The organism is Streptomyces sp. NPDC030021, assembly GCF_055574035.1.
In genome coordinates this window covers 89,436-105,917 of sequence record NZ_JBVIAH010000024.1, presented here as the reverse complement: position 1 = coordinate 105,917, position 16,482 = coordinate 89,436, and the positions used below count along the sequence as shown (strand labels likewise).

Annotated in this window: 18 protein-coding genes; 8 read left to right on the top strand and 10 right to left on the bottom strand. The window is 69.7% G+C overall.

Annotation, left to right across the window (positions count from 1 at the left end):
* The first annotated feature begins 40 nt into the window (after positions 1-40).
* The 7 genes from ACZ4YL_RS34885 (at position 41) to ACZ4YL_RS34855 (ending at position 7,361) form a co-directional block, all read left to right on the top strand.
* Positions 41-1,210 carry a 4Fe-4S dicluster domain-containing protein gene (locus ACZ4YL_RS34885; RefSeq protein WP_468121887.1) on the top strand — a complete coding sequence of 390 codons (1,170 nt, stop codon included), beginning with the start codon at positions 41-43 and terminating at the stop codon, positions 1,208-1,210.
* On the top strand, positions 1,207-1,692 hold the full coding sequence (locus tag ACZ4YL_RS34880; RefSeq protein WP_468121885.1) for a cyclic nucleotide-binding domain-containing protein: 486 nt from the start codon (positions 1,207-1,209) through the stop codon (positions 1,690-1,692). The genes ACZ4YL_RS34885 and ACZ4YL_RS34880 overlap by 4 nt, the downstream gene beginning before the upstream one ends.
* Entirely contained in the window at positions 1,689-2,495 is an 807-nt protein-coding gene (locus ACZ4YL_RS34875; protein ID WP_468121884.1) for an FAD/NAD(P)-binding protein, read from the top strand. The genes ACZ4YL_RS34880 and ACZ4YL_RS34875 overlap by 4 nt, the downstream gene beginning before the upstream one ends.
* 1 nt (position 2,496) lies before the next feature.
* Positions 2,497-3,315 carry an NADH-quinone oxidoreductase subunit B family protein gene (locus ACZ4YL_RS34870; protein ID WP_468121882.1) on the top strand — a complete coding sequence of 273 codons (819 nt, stop codon included), beginning with the start codon at positions 2,497-2,499 and terminating at the stop codon, positions 3,313-3,315.
* Entirely contained in the window at positions 3,312-4,676 is a 1,365-nt protein-coding gene (locus ACZ4YL_RS34865) for a Ni/Fe hydrogenase subunit alpha (RefSeq protein ID WP_468121880.1), read from the top strand. Before ACZ4YL_RS34870 ends, ACZ4YL_RS34865 begins: the two co-directional genes overlap by 4 nt.
* A gap of 230 nt (positions 4,677-4,906) precedes the next feature.
* Positions 4,907-5,782: a universal stress protein gene (locus ACZ4YL_RS34860; protein ID WP_468121878.1), complete on the top strand. Its 876-nt coding sequence runs from the start codon at positions 4,907-4,909 to the stop codon at positions 5,780-5,782.
* A gap of 103 nt (positions 5,783-5,885) precedes the next feature.
* Positions 5,886-7,361, top strand: a complete 1,476-nt coding sequence (locus tag ACZ4YL_RS34855; protein WP_468121931.1) for a bifunctional aminoglycoside phosphotransferase/ATP-binding protein — start codon at positions 5,886-5,888, stop codon at positions 7,359-7,361.
* Positions 7,362-7,434: 73 nt separating this feature from the next.
* On the opposite strand, the gene ACZ4YL_RS34850 is transcribed toward ACZ4YL_RS34855, so the two are convergent.
* Both ACZ4YL_RS34850 and ACZ4YL_RS34845 read right to left on the bottom strand, forming a co-directional pair.
* Positions 7,435-8,424, bottom strand: coding sequence for an Acg family FMN-binding oxidoreductase (locus ACZ4YL_RS34850; protein WP_468121877.1), 990 nt, complete (start codon positions 8,422-8,424; stop codon positions 7,435-7,437).
* Between the two features lie 26 nt (positions 8,425-8,450).
* Positions 8,451-9,326: a universal stress protein gene (locus tag ACZ4YL_RS34845; RefSeq protein ID WP_468121875.1), complete on the bottom strand. Its 876-nt coding sequence runs from the start codon at positions 9,324-9,326 to the stop codon at positions 8,451-8,453.
* A 334-nt stretch (positions 9,327-9,660) separates the two neighbouring features.
* Between ACZ4YL_RS34845 and ACZ4YL_RS34840 the strand changes: the two genes are divergently transcribed.
* Positions 9,661-10,080: a CBS domain-containing protein gene (locus tag ACZ4YL_RS34840; protein ID WP_079403897.1), complete on the top strand. Its 420-nt coding sequence runs from the start codon at positions 9,661-9,663 to the stop codon at positions 10,078-10,080.
* 24 nt (positions 10,081-10,104) lie between these two features.
* Here ACZ4YL_RS34840 and ACZ4YL_RS34835 read toward each other — a convergent pair whose 3' ends face one another.
* From ACZ4YL_RS34835 to ACZ4YL_RS34800, 8 genes are all read right to left on the bottom strand, one after another.
* Positions 10,105-10,980, bottom strand: a complete 876-nt coding sequence (locus ACZ4YL_RS34835; RefSeq protein ID WP_468121873.1) for a universal stress protein — start codon at positions 10,978-10,980, stop codon at positions 10,105-10,107.
* A 77-nt stretch (positions 10,981-11,057) separates the two neighbouring features.
* Positions 11,058-11,714, bottom strand: coding sequence for a CBS domain-containing protein (locus ACZ4YL_RS34830; RefSeq protein WP_468121871.1), 657 nt, complete (start codon positions 11,712-11,714; stop codon positions 11,058-11,060).
* Between the two features lie 9 nt (positions 11,715-11,723).
* A complete protein-coding gene (locus ACZ4YL_RS34825; RefSeq protein WP_468121870.1) occupies positions 11,724-12,350 on the bottom strand; it encodes a CBS domain-containing protein in 627 nt (208 codons plus the stop codon).
* A gap of 12 nt (positions 12,351-12,362) precedes the next feature.
* Positions 12,363-12,968: a CBS domain-containing protein gene (locus ACZ4YL_RS34820; RefSeq protein ID WP_468121869.1), complete on the bottom strand. Its 606-nt coding sequence runs from the start codon at positions 12,966-12,968 to the stop codon at positions 12,363-12,365.
* 243 nt (positions 12,969-13,211) lie between these two features.
* On the bottom strand, positions 13,212-13,871 hold the full coding sequence (locus ACZ4YL_RS34815) for a CBS domain-containing protein (protein ID WP_468121929.1): 660 nt from the start codon (positions 13,869-13,871) through the stop codon (positions 13,212-13,214).
* A gap of 55 nt (positions 13,872-13,926) precedes the next feature.
* Entirely contained in the window at positions 13,927-14,796 is an 870-nt protein-coding gene (locus tag ACZ4YL_RS34810) for a universal stress protein (protein WP_468121867.1), read from the bottom strand.
* Positions 14,797-14,907: 111 nt separating this feature from the next.
* Complete coding sequence (locus ACZ4YL_RS34805; protein WP_468121866.1) at positions 14,908-15,159, bottom strand: acyl carrier protein; 252 nt, start codon at positions 15,157-15,159, stop codon at positions 14,908-14,910.
* Entirely contained in the window at positions 15,156-16,469 is a 1,314-nt protein-coding gene (locus ACZ4YL_RS34800; protein ID WP_468121928.1) for a 2-oxo acid dehydrogenase subunit E2, read from the bottom strand. The genes ACZ4YL_RS34805 and ACZ4YL_RS34800 overlap by 4 nt, the downstream gene beginning before the upstream one ends.
* Positions 16,470-16,482: the final 13 nt, after the last annotated feature.

Sequence of the window (16,482 nt, the reverse complement as noted above, 5' to 3'; positions counted from 1 at the left end):
TGCTGCCGGATCTAGGCACGTGGAGACCGAAAGGTGAACCATGACCGACGCTTCGGACGCCGGAGCCGTCCTCGACCACCAGGACGAGGCGGTTCTCGACCGCGACGGTCTGGCCGCACTCGTGCGTGTCCTGAAGGCGCGCGGCCGCACGGTGATCGGCCCGACCGTGCGCGACGGAGCGATCGTCCTCGACGAGCTGGAATCCGCCGATGCGCTTCCCTACGGGTGGGGAGTCGAGCTGGAGGCGGGGCAGTACCGGCTCCGCCGCCGCGAGGATGGGGCGGCTTTCGCGCACAGCGCGGGGCCCCAGTCGTGGAAGTCGTTCCTGCATCCGGAGCGCGTCCGTCAGTGGTCCGCGGACCGCGGCCCAGACGGTGCGCTTGCCGTCCGGGAGGAGAAGCAGGAGAGCATTTCGTACGCGTTCCTCGGCGTGCGGCCCTGTGATCTGCGTGCCATTCAGATCCTGGACCGGGTGATGAGCGGAGGCCGGTACCGGGATCCCGCCTACCTCTCCCGGCGGACGGGTGCCTTCCTGATCGCGGCCGAGTGCACCGAGCCGGGTGCCACCTGCTTCTGCGTCTCGATGGGGAGCGGGCCGGCGGTCGACGCCGGGTACGACCTGGCCCTCACCGAGGTCGTGGACGATGCCGGCCACCGCTTCCTGTGCCGGAGCGGGAGCGAGGAGGGAGCCGCGGTCCTCGCGGAACTGCCGGGCCGGAGCGCCGATGACCCCACCAGAACAGCGGCGGCCCAAGCCGTGAGCGCCGCCGCCGAACGCATGGGCCGCTCCATGCCGCCGGTGGACCTGCGCACGCTGATGCGGGACAACCTGGAAGCGGAGCGCTGGGACGACGTCACCGCCCGGTGCCTCAGCTGCGGCAACTGCACCATGGTCTGCCCCACCTGCTTCTGCACCACCACGGAGGACGTCACCGACCTGACCGGCGATCACGCCGAGCGCTGGCGCCTCTGGGACTCCTGCTACGACCTGGACTTCTCGCTCCTCCACGGCGGCCCGGTCCGGTCCACCCCGCGCAGCCGCTACCGCCAGTGGCTCACCCACAAGCTGGGTACCTGGCACGACCAGTTCGACAGCTCCGGCTGTGTCGGATGCGGCCGGTGCATCGTCTGGTGTCCCACGGGCATCGACCTCACCGAGGAAGCCCACGCCCTGCACCAAGAAGCCACGCAGCGGGAGAACACGCCGTGACCTCGCAACCGGGCGGGCCTCCCGGCGAGGAGGTGTTCACCGCTCTGACGGCGGAGCACCGCGGGAAGCTGATGGCCATCGCCCGTGAAGTCGCCCTTCCAGGCGGCACGCGGATCTTCGAGGAGGGGGAGAAGGCCGACCGTTTCTGGGTCATCCGCTCGGGCACGGTCGCGCTCGATGTCCACATGCCAGGCCGGGGGCGAGTGGTCGTCGAGACCATCGGTGCGGGCAGCCTGCTCGGCTGGTCATGGCTGTGTCCGCCGCGGCAGTGGCACCTCGCGGCCGAGACCCGGGACCCCGTCCGTGCCTGGGAATTCGATGCCGCGGCCGTCCAGGAGCTGTGCGCCGAGGACACGGCGCTGGGCCTGTCGCTGGTCACCGTCGTCGCCGAGACCATCGGCGACCGGCTTCGAGCCACCCGCACCCGGCTGCTCGACCTCTACGGGCTGCCGGGACCGCAGGGGAGCGGACCGGCGCCATGACACTCACGCCCCTCTCCTACCGCGTGGTGGACCGCCGCGACGAGACGCACGACACGGTCACGCTCGTACTGGAGCCCGCCGCGGATGCCCTGAAGCCCTTCGTACCCGGCCAGTTCGCGATGCTGTACGCGTTCGGCGTCGGCGAGATCCCGGTGTCCGTGTCCCGGATCGCGGACGGGCACCGGCTGACGCACACGGTCCGCGCCGTCGGTGCTGTCTCCCGCGCACTGTACGGCCTGCGGATCGGCGGGTGGGTCGGCGTGCGCGGCCCCTTCGGCACTGCCTGGGACTCGGCCGCCGCTCACGGCAACGACCTGCTCGTCATCGCCGGAGGCATCGGGCTCGCCCCGCTCCGTCCCCTCGTCGACGCAGTGATGGCCGAGCCGCACGCCTTCGGGCGGCTGAACGTCCTTGCCGGTTCACGAACACCGGCCGATCTGCTCTACCAGGACGAGTTTCCCGCCTGGGAAAAGCCGTTCGCCGCCGTCACGGTCGACCGGCCTGCCAACGGCTGGACCGGCCGAGTCGGAGTCGTCACCACGCTGCTCCACGAGGCCCGGTTCACACCCTCGGACACGGTCGCCTTCGTCTGCGGGCCCGAGGTGATGATGCGCGCGACCGCACGCGCGCTGATCCACCAAGGGGTACGTCCCGACCGCATCCGGGTCTCCCTCGAACGCAACATGCGCTGCGCCACCGGCCACTGCGGACACTGCCAGCTCGGCCCCCTCCTTCTCTGCCGCGACGGCCCGGTCGTCGGCTACGACCAGGCCGAGCCCCTGCTCACCGTCCGGGAACTGTGAGATGAGCACCCCCACCCCACCCCAGCCCCCTGCCCGCCCCCGCCTCGGCGTGTTCAAGTTCGCCTCCTGCGACGGCTGCCAGCTCACCCTCCTCGACTGCGAGGACGAACTGCTCGGCATCGCCGCCGAACTGGAGATCGCCCACTTCCTGGAAGCGTCCAGCGATGCTGCTCCCGGCCCCTACGACCTCGTCCTCGTCGAAGGGTCGGTCAGCACACCCGAGCACGTCGAGCGCATCCGGCGCATCCGCACCGAAGCCCGCCACCTCGTCACCATCGGGGCCTGTGCCACGGCCGGCGGTGTACAGGCGCTGCGCAACTACGCCGATGTCGAGGGGTACCTGGCGACCGTCTACGCCCGCCCCGACTACATCGAGACCCTCGCGACCTCCACACCGGTCTCGGCCCACGTACCCGTCGACTTCGAACTGCGCGGCTGCCCCATCGACCGCGGTCAGCTCGTCGAGGTCATCACCGCGTTCCTCGCCGGACGCAAGCCCGCCATCCCGAACCACAGCGTCTGCTTCGCCTGCAAACGGCGCGGCAACGTCTGCGTCACCGTCGCCCACGGCACTCCATGCCTCGGCCCCGTCACCCACGCGGGCTGCGGGGCCCTGTGCCCGACCTACGGGCGCGGCTGCTACGGCTGCTTCGGGCCGGCCGGAACCACGAACCTTCCCGCGCTGCTCCCGCTCATGCAGCGTGACGGGATGAACGAGGAGGACATCGGCAGGTTCCTGCACACCTTCAACGTGACCGCCTTCACCGCCGTGGAGGAGCAAGGACAGCCCGGCGTGACCGACGATGAAGGACCGGGATGAGCGATCCCACGCCCCGATACCAGGAGCTGCGCATCCCCTCACTCGCCCGTGTCGAGGGCGAGACCGCGCTGCACCTGAGGATCCACCACGGCACCGTCATCGAGGCGCAGCTCAAGATCTACGAGCCACCGCGGTTCTTCGAAGCCTTCCTCCGGGGCAGAGCCCACACAGAGCCACCCGACCTCACCTCCCGCATCTGCGGGATCTGCCCCGTCGCCTACCAGATGAGTGCCTGCCGTGCCATCGAGGACGCGTGCGGCGTTGTCGTCGACGGACAACTGGCCGCCCTCCGCCGCCTGCTGTACTGCGGCGAATGGATCGAGAGCCAGACGCTGCACATCCACATGCTGCACGCACCGGACTTCCTCGGCGAAGACGACGTGATCGGTCTCTCCCGCTCCCATCTGGAGCACGTCCAGCGCGGACTGCGCCTGAAGCAGACCGGGAACGCCGCGGTCGAACTGCTCGGGGGCCGGGCCATCCACCCCGTCAACGTCCGGCTCGGCGGCTTCCACCGCGCCCCGACCGGCGCCGAACTCCGCCCCCTGGAAGAACGGCTGCGCACTGCCCTCGACGACGCCTGGGACACGGTGCGCTGGGTCGCCGGCTTCGAATTCCCGGACGCCGTGTGCGAGGCCGACCTGCTAGCCCTCGCCGAGACGGGCACCTACGCCATCGAGTCCGGAATCCCCACCGTGCTCCCGTGCGACGCGACGCTCCCGCCGTACAGCTTTCCCCTGCGGGACTTCACCGAGCACGTGGCCGAGGAGCAGGTCTCCCACTCCACCGCCCTCCACTCCCGGCTGGACGGCCGCAGGCACCTCACCGGCTCCCTCGCCCGCTGGGCGGTCAGCGGCCACCTGCTGTCTCCGTTGGCCCTGCAAGCGGCACGGGAGGCCGGACTGGGTGACCCCCCGTCGCGAGCGGGTGCCGGGCGGGGAGAGGTCTGCCGGAACCCGTACCGAAGCATCCTCGTCCGGGCGGTGGAAGTCCTGTACGCGGTGGAGGAGGCCCTCAGGATCATCGCGGAGTACGAACGTCCGGCCCGCCCGTACGTGGAGGTGCCGGCCCGGGCCGGCACCGGCCACGGTGCCACGGAGGCGCCACGCGGCCTTCTCTACCACCGCTACGCGTTTGACGACGGGGGGCGTGTCACGGACGCCCGCATTGTGCCACCGACCGCCCAGAACCAGGGCGCCATCGAGGAGGACCTGCGTCGGCTGGTCCAAGCCGGCCTCGATCGGGGCGAGGGCTCCGAGGCCGAGCTCACCCGGCTGTGCGAGCGAGCCGTCCGCAACCACGACCCGTGCATCTCGTGTTCGGCCCACTTCCTGGAACTGGACATCGAGCACACTCAGTGATCACGCCCTGGAAGGACAGCCTCCTGCGCGCTGCGGGGAGGCTTCAGGTGCTCCTCGGATGACATGCGGCCGTAACCCGGCGCGTTGGCACAGGTGCTTCATCGAGTACCGCTTACGGTCACTTGCACGGCTACCGGCGCGATCGGGGACGACAGGGCTCCGGCCGACCGGACACCGGACATCGGACACCTCACCGCCCTTCCAGTCACCTACCTGACGGAGCAGCCGGCATGGAGCCAGTCGTCACCGTGGGCCTCGACGGCTCACCCGAGAGCCTCGCCGCCGCCCGTTGGGCCGCTGACGAAGCCGACCGCCGCAAACTCACCCTGCGACTGCTGCACGCGTGGCCCCTGCTGGCCCCGGAACCGACCCACCTCCCCTCTGAGATGGATCAGAACTATTGGGCGAAGCGGATCGTGCACAACGCGAAGGCGGAGCTCCAAGCGCGCCACCCCGGCCTGACCATCGTCGGCAACCTGGTCGCCGAGGATGCTGAGGAGGCACTGCTGAAAGCGTCGGCGGAGTCCGAGATGACCGTGCTCGGCTCGCGGGGGATGGAGCCCGTCGAGAGCTATTTCCTGGGTGACATCAGCATGCCCGTCGTGGCACGGTCCGAGCGGCCGGTGGTCCTGGTGCGCGCCGGGGCGAGCGAAGAGGGTCCGCCGTCCACTCCAGGCGCCTCGGGCGGCGTAGTGGTGGCGCTGAAACTGCACGGTCCGTGCGAAGACCTGCTCGCGTTCGCCTTCGCCGCCGCCGCGGCACGAGGCGTTCCCCTGCAAGCCGTCCACGGCCGAAGCATGCCCCTCCACGCTCACGCTCCCTGGGGCACGGACCACGACGTGACCGAAAAGATCAGGCAGGGCGCGCAGAAGCTCCTGAGTGACGCTCTCCGCCCCTGGCGCGAGAAGTTCCCGAGCGTGGAGGTAACTCCCGGTATCGGTCTTGAAAGCCCTACCAAGGTCGTGGTCCGGACTGCCAAGGACGCAGGGCTACTGGTCGTCGGCCGACGCAGGCATCGTCCCGCCCTGGCACCCCCATTGGGTTCCGTGGCCACCGCCGCGATCCATCACGCGCGCTGCCCCGTCGCCGTCATTCCCCATGACTGAGCCGAGCCACAGCGAGGAGCCGTCGGTGCCGGCGCACCGGACCGACGCGTCCGCGCTCCGGACCGGCACCGGCCTTGATGTTCCGCCGCTCCCGCGCGCAGAGGTGTGCGAGACGCACACCGCAGTCCTGTTCTTCGTCGGCGACCGCGCCTACAAGCTGAAGAAGCCGGTGGACCTGGGGTTCCTCGACTACACGACCACGGCGGCCCGGCGGACCGTGTGCGAACGGGAGATCGCCCTCAACCGGCGCTTCGCTTCTGACGTCTACCTGGGTCTGGGCGAATTTCGCGGACCGGACGCGGACACGCCCGAGCCGCTCGTGGTGATGCGCCGCATGCCGGCGGAACGCCGCCTGTCCCTGCTCGTGAGCCAAGGCGCCGACGTCGACGACGCCCTGCGGTCTGTCGCACGCCTCCTCGCCTCCCGTCACGCGGACGCGCCCCGCGGCCGGGACATCGACGAGCAGGGCAGGCGAGACGCGCTGTCCGCACGCTGGGAAGCGAGCTTCACGCAGGTCAGGCAACTGACCGAAGACGGTCGGCTGCTCGACGGGGTGGAGGAGATCGAGCGCTTGGTGCGTTGCTATCTCGTAGGCCGCGAGACCCTGTTCGACACTCGTATCGAGCAGGGGCGGGTGGTCGACGGGCACGGCGACCTGCTCGCCCAGGACATCTTCTGCCTCGACGACGGCCCCCGCGTCCTGGACTGCCTGGAATTCGACGACCGCCTCCGCTACGTCGACGGACTCGACGACGCGGCCTTTCTCGCCATGGACCTGGAGCAGACGGGTGCCCCGGAGGCCGCGGCCTTCTTCCTCGCCCAGTACGGCGAGTACTCCGGTGACCCCGCACCGCCGTCCCTGTGGCATCACTACGTCGCCTACCGCGCGTTCGTCCGGGCCAAGGTGTCCCTGATCCAGGCAGCTCAAGGCGCTCGCGGCGCGGAGGCGGCAGCGCGGCGCCTGGTCACCACGACGCTGCGCCACCTGCGCACCTCCGCCGTCGGCCTGACCCTCGTCGGCGGCCTGCCGGGCAGCGGGAAGTCCACACTCTCCGGCGCGCTGGCCGATCGTCTGGGCGTCACGCTGCTCAGCAGCGACCGACTGCGTAAAGAGCTGGCAGGCATCCCGGCGGAGGAATCCGCGGCCGCCGGGTACGGCGAGGGGCTGTACACGCCCGAGTGGACCGCGAGGACGTACACGGCCCTGCTCGACCGGGCGTCCGCGCTACTGTCCCGTGGCGAGTCCGTCGTCCTCGATGCCACCTGGTCCGATGCCGGACAGCGCGAGGCTGCCCTGCGGATGGCCGAACGCACCAGTGCCGACCTGGTGGCCCTGCACTGCCGGGCTCCGGGAGAGGTGTCGGCCGCGCGCCTGACCACCCGCGCCCCCGGAGCATCCGACGCCACCCCTGAGGTGGCCAAGGCCATGGCAGCCGCGGAGCCGCCGTGGGAGGAGGCCGTCCCCATCGACACCAGCGGCCTTCTGGAGGCGGCGGTCATCCAGGCGATGGCGGCCGTACGCCCGTACGGCTCCGGCCAGGCCCCGGTCTTCCGCCGCCCTTACATGGAGCCGGATTAAGGAGAAGGGCGACGCCGCGTCCACAGGCGCGCTCGCCGCAACGAACCTCCTGTCGACAGCTTGATCTCCGGTTTCATCGGATGTCCAGTACCTCGGCCACGGGGCGCCGGGGCGTCGCGGGACCTTGCGGTCCGTAGCCGAGCCGGATCACCATCTGGACGTGGGTCATTGCCGAGCCCGGATCGCGCACCGTCCAGCGGAGCGCGGGCCATTCGAGCGGCTGCGAGGTCATGGACGTGACCAGTCCGTCGGCGGTGGCCTGAAGGAGAACCCGCTGCAAGGCCTGTCCTGCTCGCAGCCAGTCCTCGGGCCTGTCACCCGAAGTACCCAGCAGCACGATGTGCGGGTTCTGTTCGAAGGTGGCCCATCCGCGCCCCGGAACGCGCCGGGAGCGACCGAAGTCGCGCACGACCCCACCGCGACCCGAGTGCTTCGGACCGAATGCGTCCACGGGGATTCCGTCGGGGCGGGTCTGCCCTTCGGGCGTGCCGACATGTGTCCATGCCATCGTCTCCGCCGTCATCGCGGGATCCATCTCCTCGCGGTGCTCGGAGTCGTGTACCAGGCCCAACACCGTGTCGGTGTGCCAAGCGTCCGGCACGGCCAGGCGACACCCTTCGAGAAGAGCGGCGGCGCGCAGACCGTCCAACAGTGCCGGAGGGATCTCCTCCTCCGCGAAAGGAAATCGGCTGGTGTGACGTCGCCGTACGGCTGGGTGGAGGGTTGCGAGATCCCTGTCCGTGGGCCCGGGTTCCCGGAGGTCGGCAGCGGCCAGCAGCCACGGATCGTCCGGGTCGGGCAGCAACCGTACGTCTGTGCCCCAGCCTGCCGAGGCTGCGGACACCCGTAGGTTGAACAGGGCGGCGGCGCAGCCCAAGTGGAGGGCGCGGTGGTCCGGGTCGGCACGGGGCATGGCACGGTCCGGGTCGCCGAACAGCTCGATGAGCCCGGAGGCCGGTCGGTAGAGGAACTTCCACGGCTGGGCGTTGTGCATGGACGGAGCCGTGACGGCATCCTCGATGAGCGGAACAATCTCTGCCGGGTTCGGAAGCGATGCGGTCATGAGACTTTCCTGCCTGTGCGTTGGCCTCACTCGTGTGCGATGACGGCGACCGGCGAGACCACGTGGTGCATCACGGCGTGTGTGATGGGGCCGATGTGAGTGCCGAATGCGGAGTGGCGGATACGGCGGCCGACGACGACGAGGGCGGCAGTGGAGGCCGCGTCGAGGATCTGAATCGCCGGCTGGCCGATGGTGGCTCGGGAGTCGACCTGCAGCGAAGGGTACTTCTCGTGCCAGGGGCTGATCATCTCGTCCATCGTGGTAGTGATGCCGTTGGCCATTTCCTGCTGGACCCCCGGGTCGAGAGCCGGTGCGTAGCTGAGGATGGGCGATGGCGACCAGCCGTGGATGATCACGAGCGGGCAGTGGCGGTGGGACGCCTCCTCGAAGGCGAAGGCGAGCAGCTTGTCACAAGGCTGGTGGATGTCCACGCCGACCACGATGGGCCCAGTGTCGCGGGCACCGTCCGGCGGATTGCCGGCGCGGTCCACTGACCGGACCAGTACGACGGGGTGCGCGGCCTCGGCGACGGTGGCGAAGCCGATGGATCCGACGAGGAACCCGGCCACGCTACCGAGTGCCCGCGAGCCGAGTACGAGCATGTCGGAGTCTTCGGCGGCGTGCGTGAGCGCCAGGGAAGGCAGCCCGCTCACTCGGCGGGTGTCGACCTTCAACGACGGATGCACGCGGCGCACGTCTTCGGCGGTGTCGCGGAGGACGGCCTCGGCCCACCGCCGACGGTCCTGGGAGGTCGTGACGGGAAGGGGAGGATTCTCCAGCCATTCCTCTGCGTGGACGAGGTCCAGGGAGGCACCGCGGACGTCGGCCTCATGGGCTGCCCAGCGGGCCGCCGCCGTACTTTCCGGGGACCCGTCGACGCCGACGGTTACTCGGTTCGCCATGGTCTCCACTCCTTCTTCATGGGGCGGTGCTTCTCCCGCTCACTCAAGCCTGACTGCCCGACGGTCTCCTGTTGAGGGGCCGGTCGGCCCCTCGTGGGACCGACCGGCCCTGTCTGCGGTGCGGTCGACGAGAGGTCTGGGGCCTTGATCAACCAGTGCGGTCACGTCAGGCGGTGTGCCGGCCGGCCCGGCGTGCGGCAAGGGCTCGGAAGGCCTTGGGCTGCCGCCTACGGCGCAGAGAAGCCACGCCCCCATGATCTCGCGTTGACGAGCGCGGCGCTGGGCCCAAGCCCAGACTGGAGAGGGACAGGGATACGCGCGTGAGGAGGCAGCCATGACCACCGCACGGGACATCATGCACAGCGGTGCCACCTGCGTACAGGAGACCGAGACGCTCATGGACGCGGCCCGGCGGATGAGCGAACTGGACGTCGGCGCCCTGCCGATCTGCGGGCCCGACGACCGTCTGCACGGCATCATCACCGACCGTGACATCGTGCTGAAGTGCCTGGCCAAGGGCAAGGACCCGCACCACATGACAGCCGGGCAGCTCGCGCAGGGCAAGCCGATCACGGTCGACGCGGGCGCTGACACGAGCGAAGTGCTGCAGACGATGCAGGACCACCGGATCAGGCGTGTCCCGGTGATCGCCGACCACCGCCTCGTCGGGATGATCAGCGAGGCCGATCTCGCCAGGCACCTGTCCGAGGAACAGGTGGGTCACTTCGTCGAGACGATCTGCGCGGAGCGGTAAGCCGCAGCGCGTCGTCTTGCGCAGCTAATCGTGCGCGATGACGGCGACGGGCGCCTTGGCGTGGTGGAGGACCGCATGGGTGACCGGTCCGATGTGCGCGCCGATCGAGGACCGTCGGATGCGGCGGCCGACGACGGTGAGGCCTGCTTCGGAGGACCTCTCGACGAGTTCGTTAGCGGCATGCCCGGCGCTCGCGCGCGAAATAACGGCGACATCCGGGTACTTGTCCTGCCAGGGCCCCAGGACGTCGCCCAGTGAGGCATTCGCGCTCATTTCGAACTGGGCGTGAACTCTCGGATCGTACGCCGCGCCGTACCCCACCAGCGGAGGCAGCGACCAGCTGTGCAGGACGTGGAGGGCACAGGCCCGCCGCGCCGCCTCCTCGAAGGCGAAGGCGAGCAGCGCGTCGCACGGCCGGCTGATGTCAACGCCTACCAGCACCTCGCGGGCTGCGTGCCGGCCGTCGGGGTGCTGCACCGCGTCCTCGCGCGCCCGCACCATGACCACCGGCTGTACCGTCGCCTGGATGGCCGCCATGCCGACGGAACCGAGGACGAAGCCCGCGACGGTGCCCAGTCCCCGGGAGCCCAGGACGATCATGTTCGCGTCGGCCGCGACGCCGGCGAGCTCGGCGGCCGGTCTGCCGTCGAATGATCGGACATCGACATCCAATCCGGTCTGACTCGCGCGTAGTTCGTCGGCGGTCTCGTTCAGCAGCGCCTGGGCCCAGTGGCGGCGCACTTCGCTCGTCGGCACCGGGCGGTCGAGGGGCGACGGCCATTCCTCGGCGTGAACGAGGCGGAGCGGCACGCCGCGCAGGACGGCCTCTCGCGCCGCCCAGTGGGCCGCCGCGAGGCTTTCCGCGGATCCGTCGAGGCCGACGACGATTCGATCGTGCATGATGGCTTCTCCCGGCAGGGGCCCACATGGGTCAGGTAGTTCGTCCCCGCCCGTGTCGAGGCAGATCGGTGGCTTCTTCAGGCTGAGTTCGTGTCGTCGATGGCGTATCCGAGATGCTGGGTTACGGAGACCACGCCGTCCACGGTCCGGCAGAGGCGTTCGATGAGCGGGATGAGGCTCCTGAAGTCGACGGTTCCGTGCAGTTCGACCCGGCCGTCGGTGACGGCCACGGTGATCGCCGAGGGGCTCTGGCGCAGGCTGAGGTCGAGCACGTCACTCATGATTTCGTGACGGATGTCCTCGTCGTCCCGGAGGAAGATCCGCAGCAGGTCTCGTCGGCTGACGATACCGACCAGTGCGTCGGAGTCGTCCACGACGAGGAGCCGCTTGACTCCCTGTGCTTCCATCAGCCTGGCCGCTTCGGCAACGGTCCACTCCGGCCGGGCACACACGGGGGGCGAGGACATCAGCTCCTCGGCGCGCGTCGCCGCGGCTTTGTCCTCCTGCCACGCCTCCCGTTCGGGCAGTGACCGGAAGTAGTCTCCTTGGCCTGCCGATTTCGGCAACAGGTCCCGTTCCGAGATCACGCCGAGTGGACGGCCGGCAGGGTCGACGACCGGAACGGCTGAAACCTTGTGTTCCGTCAGGGTGCGGGCGATCTCCTTGAACGGAGCGTTGTTGGGGACGGTGACGACCTCGCGGGTCATCAGCTCGCGGACTTCCCTATGCTTCATGTTCTTCTCCTACCGCTCGGTGGGCGTCCGTGCGCCGACCGACACGTCGTCCTGCTCATAGTCGAGCCGGTTGACCACGTCCACGACGCCGTCGACGCTCTGGCACAGGCGCAGCACGATGGGGACCAGACTGCGTCGACTGACGGTGCCGCTGAGAGTCACCAGCCCGTCCGTGACCTCGACGGTCAACGACGACGGGCTGAGCCCGAGGGTGTGGGTCAGCACGTCCTCGAGGATTTCCTCCTGGATCGCGTGGTCCCTGCGCAGGAAGAGCTGAAGCAGGTCACTGCGGCTCAGGATGCCGATCAGCCGACCGGCGGCGTCTACCACAGGCAGTCTCTTGACCTGGCGCCCCCGCATGACGCGCGCCGCGCGGACGACGCTCCATTCGGTCCGGGCAGTGACGGCGGGGCTGGTCATGAGATCGGCGGCGGTGTTCGTGCCGCTGCCGGAGCTGCGCTCGCGGAGCAGGTCGGCTTCGGAGACGACGCCCACGGGACGCTCTGACTCGTCCACCACGGGTACGGCGGAGATGTCGAACTCCTTCAGGAGTCTTGCGATTTCCTTGAACGGGGTGCCCCGCTGGACGCTGACAGCAGTCGGAGTCATCAGGTCGGCGACGCTGCGGTGCCTCATCGTCGGCCTCCTTCACTCGCGGACTTCGGTGTCGAGGCGCACGGCCGTGACGTCCACGACTCCGGGTACGGTGCGTGCGACTCGGACCAGCACGTCTTTGAGGGCCGGGTCCGGGATGGAGCCGTCCAGGTGGACGATGCCATCGGCCACATGGACCTGCACTATGGCCGAGCCGCCGGGGATGAGCTCGGCCATGATCAGCCGGCGGAGCTCCTCTGCGATGTCCGCGTCGGGGCGGAGGTAGATCTTGAGGAGGTCGCCCCGGCTGACCACGCCGACGAGGCGGCCGTCGCCGTCGACGACGGGGAGCCGCTTGAGGTGGCCGCGGGCCATCAGACGTGCGGCGCCGGGGATGGTGGCGTCCTTGGTCACCGTGACCGCCGGTACGGTCATCAGCTGCCCGGCGGTGACTGCCCGGGACTCGTCTGCGCCCTGGGCCTTGAGCAGCAGATCCGCTTCGGACACCACGCCGGCGACCCGTCCTTCCTCCGACAGGACGGGCAGGGCGCTGATCCGCCACCGCCGCATGGTCTCCACGATGTCCTTGAACGGTGTTCTGCGGTCGACGGAGATGACGGCATGCGTCATCACGTCCTCGACGGTGTGAAGCTGCTTCATGATGCCTCCAGTAGCGGAGTCCTGATACGTCCGAGCGTGGACACCTGTGCCCGTCAGCGGTAGGGCCGTCAGGGGGTCACTTCGGGCTGATCAGCCCTGTTGTCGATCATGTCGGGCGTGCTTTCATGACATTGACGGAAAGAGTCCCTGAGAGGATGCGGAGAAGCGGCTGGCGGCCGTGCACCGCACGATCGGGATCCGCGAGAAGCGGGCGGACTCTTTCCGCCCTTTTGCTGTGAGGGGTCAATGGGCGGCACGGTCCGGATCGGCAGCCGTCGACAGGTCGTCGATCGCGTAGCCAAGTGCTTGGTCCACGCTGACGACCCCGTCGACCGACTGGCACAGTCGTTCCACGTCCGGAATGGTGGACCGGTCTTCGACCTGGCCGCTCAGGGAGACGACCCCATCGCGTACGGTCACCGAAACGCCGCCGGGTGTCATCCTGAGTGTCCGGCCCAGCACGTCGTCGACGATCTCATCGCGGATGGCGTCGTCGCGACGGAGCATGGGGCGCAACAGGTCGGTACGGCTGACGATGCCGACCAGGGTCCCGGTTTCGTCGACCACCGGCAGACGCTTCACGCCCCGCTCGTGCAGGAAGCGGGCCGTCTCGACGATGCCCCACTCCGGCCGGGCGGTCAGGACGGGGGTGGACATCAGATCGCCGGCGGTCCGGGCGTCCATGGAGGCACGGTTCGTGGGCGCCGTACTCTGCAGGGGATCACGCCCTTCGGTGTCGGGCAGGCCGGCTTGCCTGCGCAGGAGGTCGGCTTCGGAGACGATGCCGATCGGGTGGTGACGGGTGTCCACGACGGGCAGGGCCGAGACCCCGTTGTCATCGAGGCTCCGGGCGACCGTTTTGAGTGACGCTTCAGGGGCGGCCGTGGCCACGTTCCTGGTCATGACGTCTGCGACAGTGCGGTGAGACATGGTCCGATCTCCCTGGTGAGTAGGTCCGTCAGTCGTGAGCGATGACCGCGACGGGGGCGGCGGCGTGGTGTAGGACCGCGTGTGCCACGGAGCCCAGATGCGCCCCCAGAGGCGAGCGGCGCAGATGGCGGCCCACCACGACGAGGTCCGCGCTCGCTGCGGCTTGGACGAGCCGGTCGCCGGCGGGTCCCATGAACGCCTCGTGGGTGACGCTCACGGACGGGAACTTGTGCCGCCACGGCATCAGCATGTCGTCGAGCATCACGGTGACACTCCGGCCGACCTCCCGCTCGTTCTCCGGGTCGAAGAAGGGCGCGTACTGATACATGGAGGGCAGCTTCCAACCGTGGACCGCACGCAGGGCGCAGCCACGACGGGCGGCTTCTTCGAAGGCGAAGGCCAAAACCTTGTCCGCGGCCTCGTGGATGTCGACACCCAGGACGATCTCCCCGTACCGGACGGGCTGGGCCTCCTCGGGCGCGTCCGACACGCGTACGAGTGCTACCGGCGTCTCGGTGGCCACCAGTGTCGACAAGCTCACCGAGCCGATGAGGAAGCCGACCAAGCCTCCCACCCCACACGAGCCGAGTACGAGCAACCCGGCGTCCACCGCCTCCGCGGCCAGGGCTGCCGCCGGCCTGCCGGAGAGGCACCTCGTCGAGACCTCCAGGCCGGGATGCCGGCGTCGCACGTCCTCCAATGCCTCGGTGAGCGCCTCGTCGGCCCAACGGTCGGCCACTTCGCAGCCCGGCACCGGTACCGCAGGGCTGATCAGCCAGTCGACGGCGTGGACGAGCCTCAGCGGCACCTTGCGCAAGGCCGCCTCCCGGGCGCCCCAACGGGCCGCAGCCCGGCTCTCTGGAGAGCCGTCCACGCCGACGGTCACATGGTGCTTCATGGTCAGAACCTCCTCGGGCGGCGCGGGGCCGCGGTCCTCTTCCAGCGTCGCCTGCGGCGCGACGACCGAGGAGGGGCCGAGTGGCCCCCCATGGGGCCGACCAGCCCCCCGCTACTTCACGGAGGTGCGCGAGGCGACGTAGTCCGCGCAGCCGTCCAGGGTGTTCAACGCCGGATAGTCGGACTCGGGCAGGGCGAGCCCGGTGCGCTCGCTCAGTGCCTCGATGAAGTTGAGGAAGTCCAGCGAGTCCATCTCCAGGTTGTCGCGGAAGTTCTCGTCCGGCGCGAGCGCTGCCGCGTCGGCGCCGGGAACCACGTCAGTCAGAACGTCCTTGATCAGTACGAGCGCCTCGTCGCGGTTCACAGTTCCTCCGGTCGTTGGAGCAGGCGGTCAATGGCCGTCAGCAATCGCGCCCCGGTCGCACCGTCGCTCGCGCGGTGGTCGGCGGCGAGCGTGGCCGTCACGGTCGGGTGCACCGTGAGCATCCCGTCCACGGCCACCGGCCGCTCGGTGACACGCCCCAGGCCGACGAGGGCGACCTGAGGTGGGTAGATCACCCCGAAGACAGCCTCGATCCCCTGATCGCCGAGGTTGGTCACCGTCAGTGTCGGATCTGCCGTCTCCGAAGCCCGCAGATGGCCGCTGCGCGCCCGCGAGACCAGACCCTTCAGCGTCGCCATCAGCTCCGGCAGCGGCATGGTGTCGGCGTCCGCCAGTGCCGGTGCGACCAGCCCGCCGCCGCGCAGGGACACCGCGACGCCGAGTCGCACGGCAGGTGAGGGGACGAACGCCTCCTCCTTCCAGTAGCCGTTCAGGTCCGGCACTTGGCGTGCTGCCAGGGCAACCGATTTGAGCAGCAGGGCCGCCGGCACGAGCCGTTCCGCCACGGGCCGGCCCGCATTTCGGTCGCGCATCCAGGCCATCGCGACGGCCAGGTCGATCGTCGTCGACAAGTAGTAGTGGGGGATCTCGCGGTTCGCGCGGCTCATCAGAGCCGCGATCGCCGCGCGCGCCGGATACGCGGGCTCGGCCGTTGCCGCAGGCGGGCGCGCCGGTTCGCGGCTTTCGACCGTACGGGACGCAGGGCCCGCCGTGGCGGCCCGCACATCCTCCGCCCGGATCGTGCCGCCCCGCCCGGTTCCCCTCAGGGCACTCAGGTCGACGCCCGACGACAGGGCCAACCGACGGGCGAGCGGCGAGGCCTTCACCCGGTGCGGCCGCTCGGCCGGTGTGTGCTCCACGTCGGAACGTGTGATCCGGCCGCCTTTGCCGGAACCGTGCACGGACGACAGGTCGATGCCCTTCTGCTCGGCCAAGTGCCTCACCAAAGGCGTGGACACGGCGTCCCTGGTCGGGGTGGTGGTGGGTACGGGAGCGGTTTGCAGTTCGGAGGTCGGGGCCGTCGCCTTCGCAGGGGCAGGGGCAGGGGCAGGGGCAGGGGCAGGAGGCTCGGCCCCCGAGTCGATGACGGCCATCCGTGTGCCGACCGGCACGGTGGTACCCGGTTCGACGAGGAGTGCACCGACCGTGCCCGAGTCGAAGCACTCGACCTCGATCGTCGACTTGGCCGTCTCCACGACAGCGACGACATCGCCCTTGGTGACGGTGTCACCGGGCCCTACCAGCCATTCCACGAGGGTGCCCTCGTCCATGTCCGCGCCGAGGGAAGGCATGGTGAAATCGGCC

Coding starts and splice junctions, on each gene's coding strand:
- ACZ4YL_RS34885 (WP_468121887.1), top strand. CDS start 41: ATGACCGACGCTTCGGACGCCGGAGCCGTCCTCGACCACCAGGACGAG.
- ACZ4YL_RS34875 (WP_468121884.1), top strand. CDS start 1,689: ATGACACTCACGCCCCTCTCCTACCGCGTGGTGGACCGCCGCGACGAG.
- ACZ4YL_RS34870 (WP_468121882.1), top strand. CDS start 2,497: ATGAGCACCCCCACCCCACCCCAGCCCCCTGCCCGCCCCCGCCTCGGC.
- ACZ4YL_RS34865 (WP_468121880.1), top strand. CDS start 3,312: ATGAGCGATCCCACGCCCCGATACCAGGAGCTGCGCATCCCCTCACTC.
- ACZ4YL_RS34860 (WP_468121878.1), top strand. CDS start 4,907: ATGGAGCCAGTCGTCACCGTGGGCCTCGACGGCTCACCCGAGAGCCTC.
- ACZ4YL_RS34850 (WP_468121877.1), bottom strand. CDS start 8,424: ATGACCGCATCGCTTCCGAACCCGGCAGAGATTGTTCCGCTCATCGAG.
- ACZ4YL_RS34845 (WP_468121875.1), bottom strand. CDS start 9,326: ATGGCGAACCGAGTAACCGTCGGCGTCGACGGGTCCCCGGAAAGTACG.
- ACZ4YL_RS34840 (WP_079403897.1), top strand. CDS start 9,661: ATGACCACCGCACGGGACATCATGCACAGCGGTGCCACCTGCGTACAG.
- ACZ4YL_RS34835 (WP_468121873.1), bottom strand. CDS start 10,980: ATGCACGATCGAATCGTCGTCGGCCTCGACGGATCCGCGGAAAGCCTC.
- ACZ4YL_RS34830 (WP_468121871.1), bottom strand. CDS start 11,714: ATGAAGCATAGGGAAGTCCGCGAGCTGATGACCCGCGAGGTCGTCACC.
- ACZ4YL_RS34825 (WP_468121870.1), bottom strand. CDS start 12,350: ATGAGGCACCGCAGCGTCGCCGACCTGATGACTCCGACTGCTGTCAGC.
- ACZ4YL_RS34820 (WP_468121869.1), bottom strand. CDS start 12,968: ATGAAGCAGCTTCACACCGTCGAGGACGTGATGACGCATGCCGTCATC.
- ACZ4YL_RS34815 (WP_468121929.1), bottom strand. CDS start 13,871: ATGACCAGGAACGTGGCCACGGCCGCCCCTGAAGCGTCACTCAAAACG.
- ACZ4YL_RS34810 (WP_468121867.1), bottom strand. CDS start 14,796: ATGAAGCACCATGTGACCGTCGGCGTGGACGGCTCTCCAGAGAGCCGG.
- ACZ4YL_RS34800 (WP_468121928.1), bottom strand. CDS start 16,469: ATGCCTTCCCTCGGCGCGGACATGGACGAGGGCACCCTCGTGGAATGG.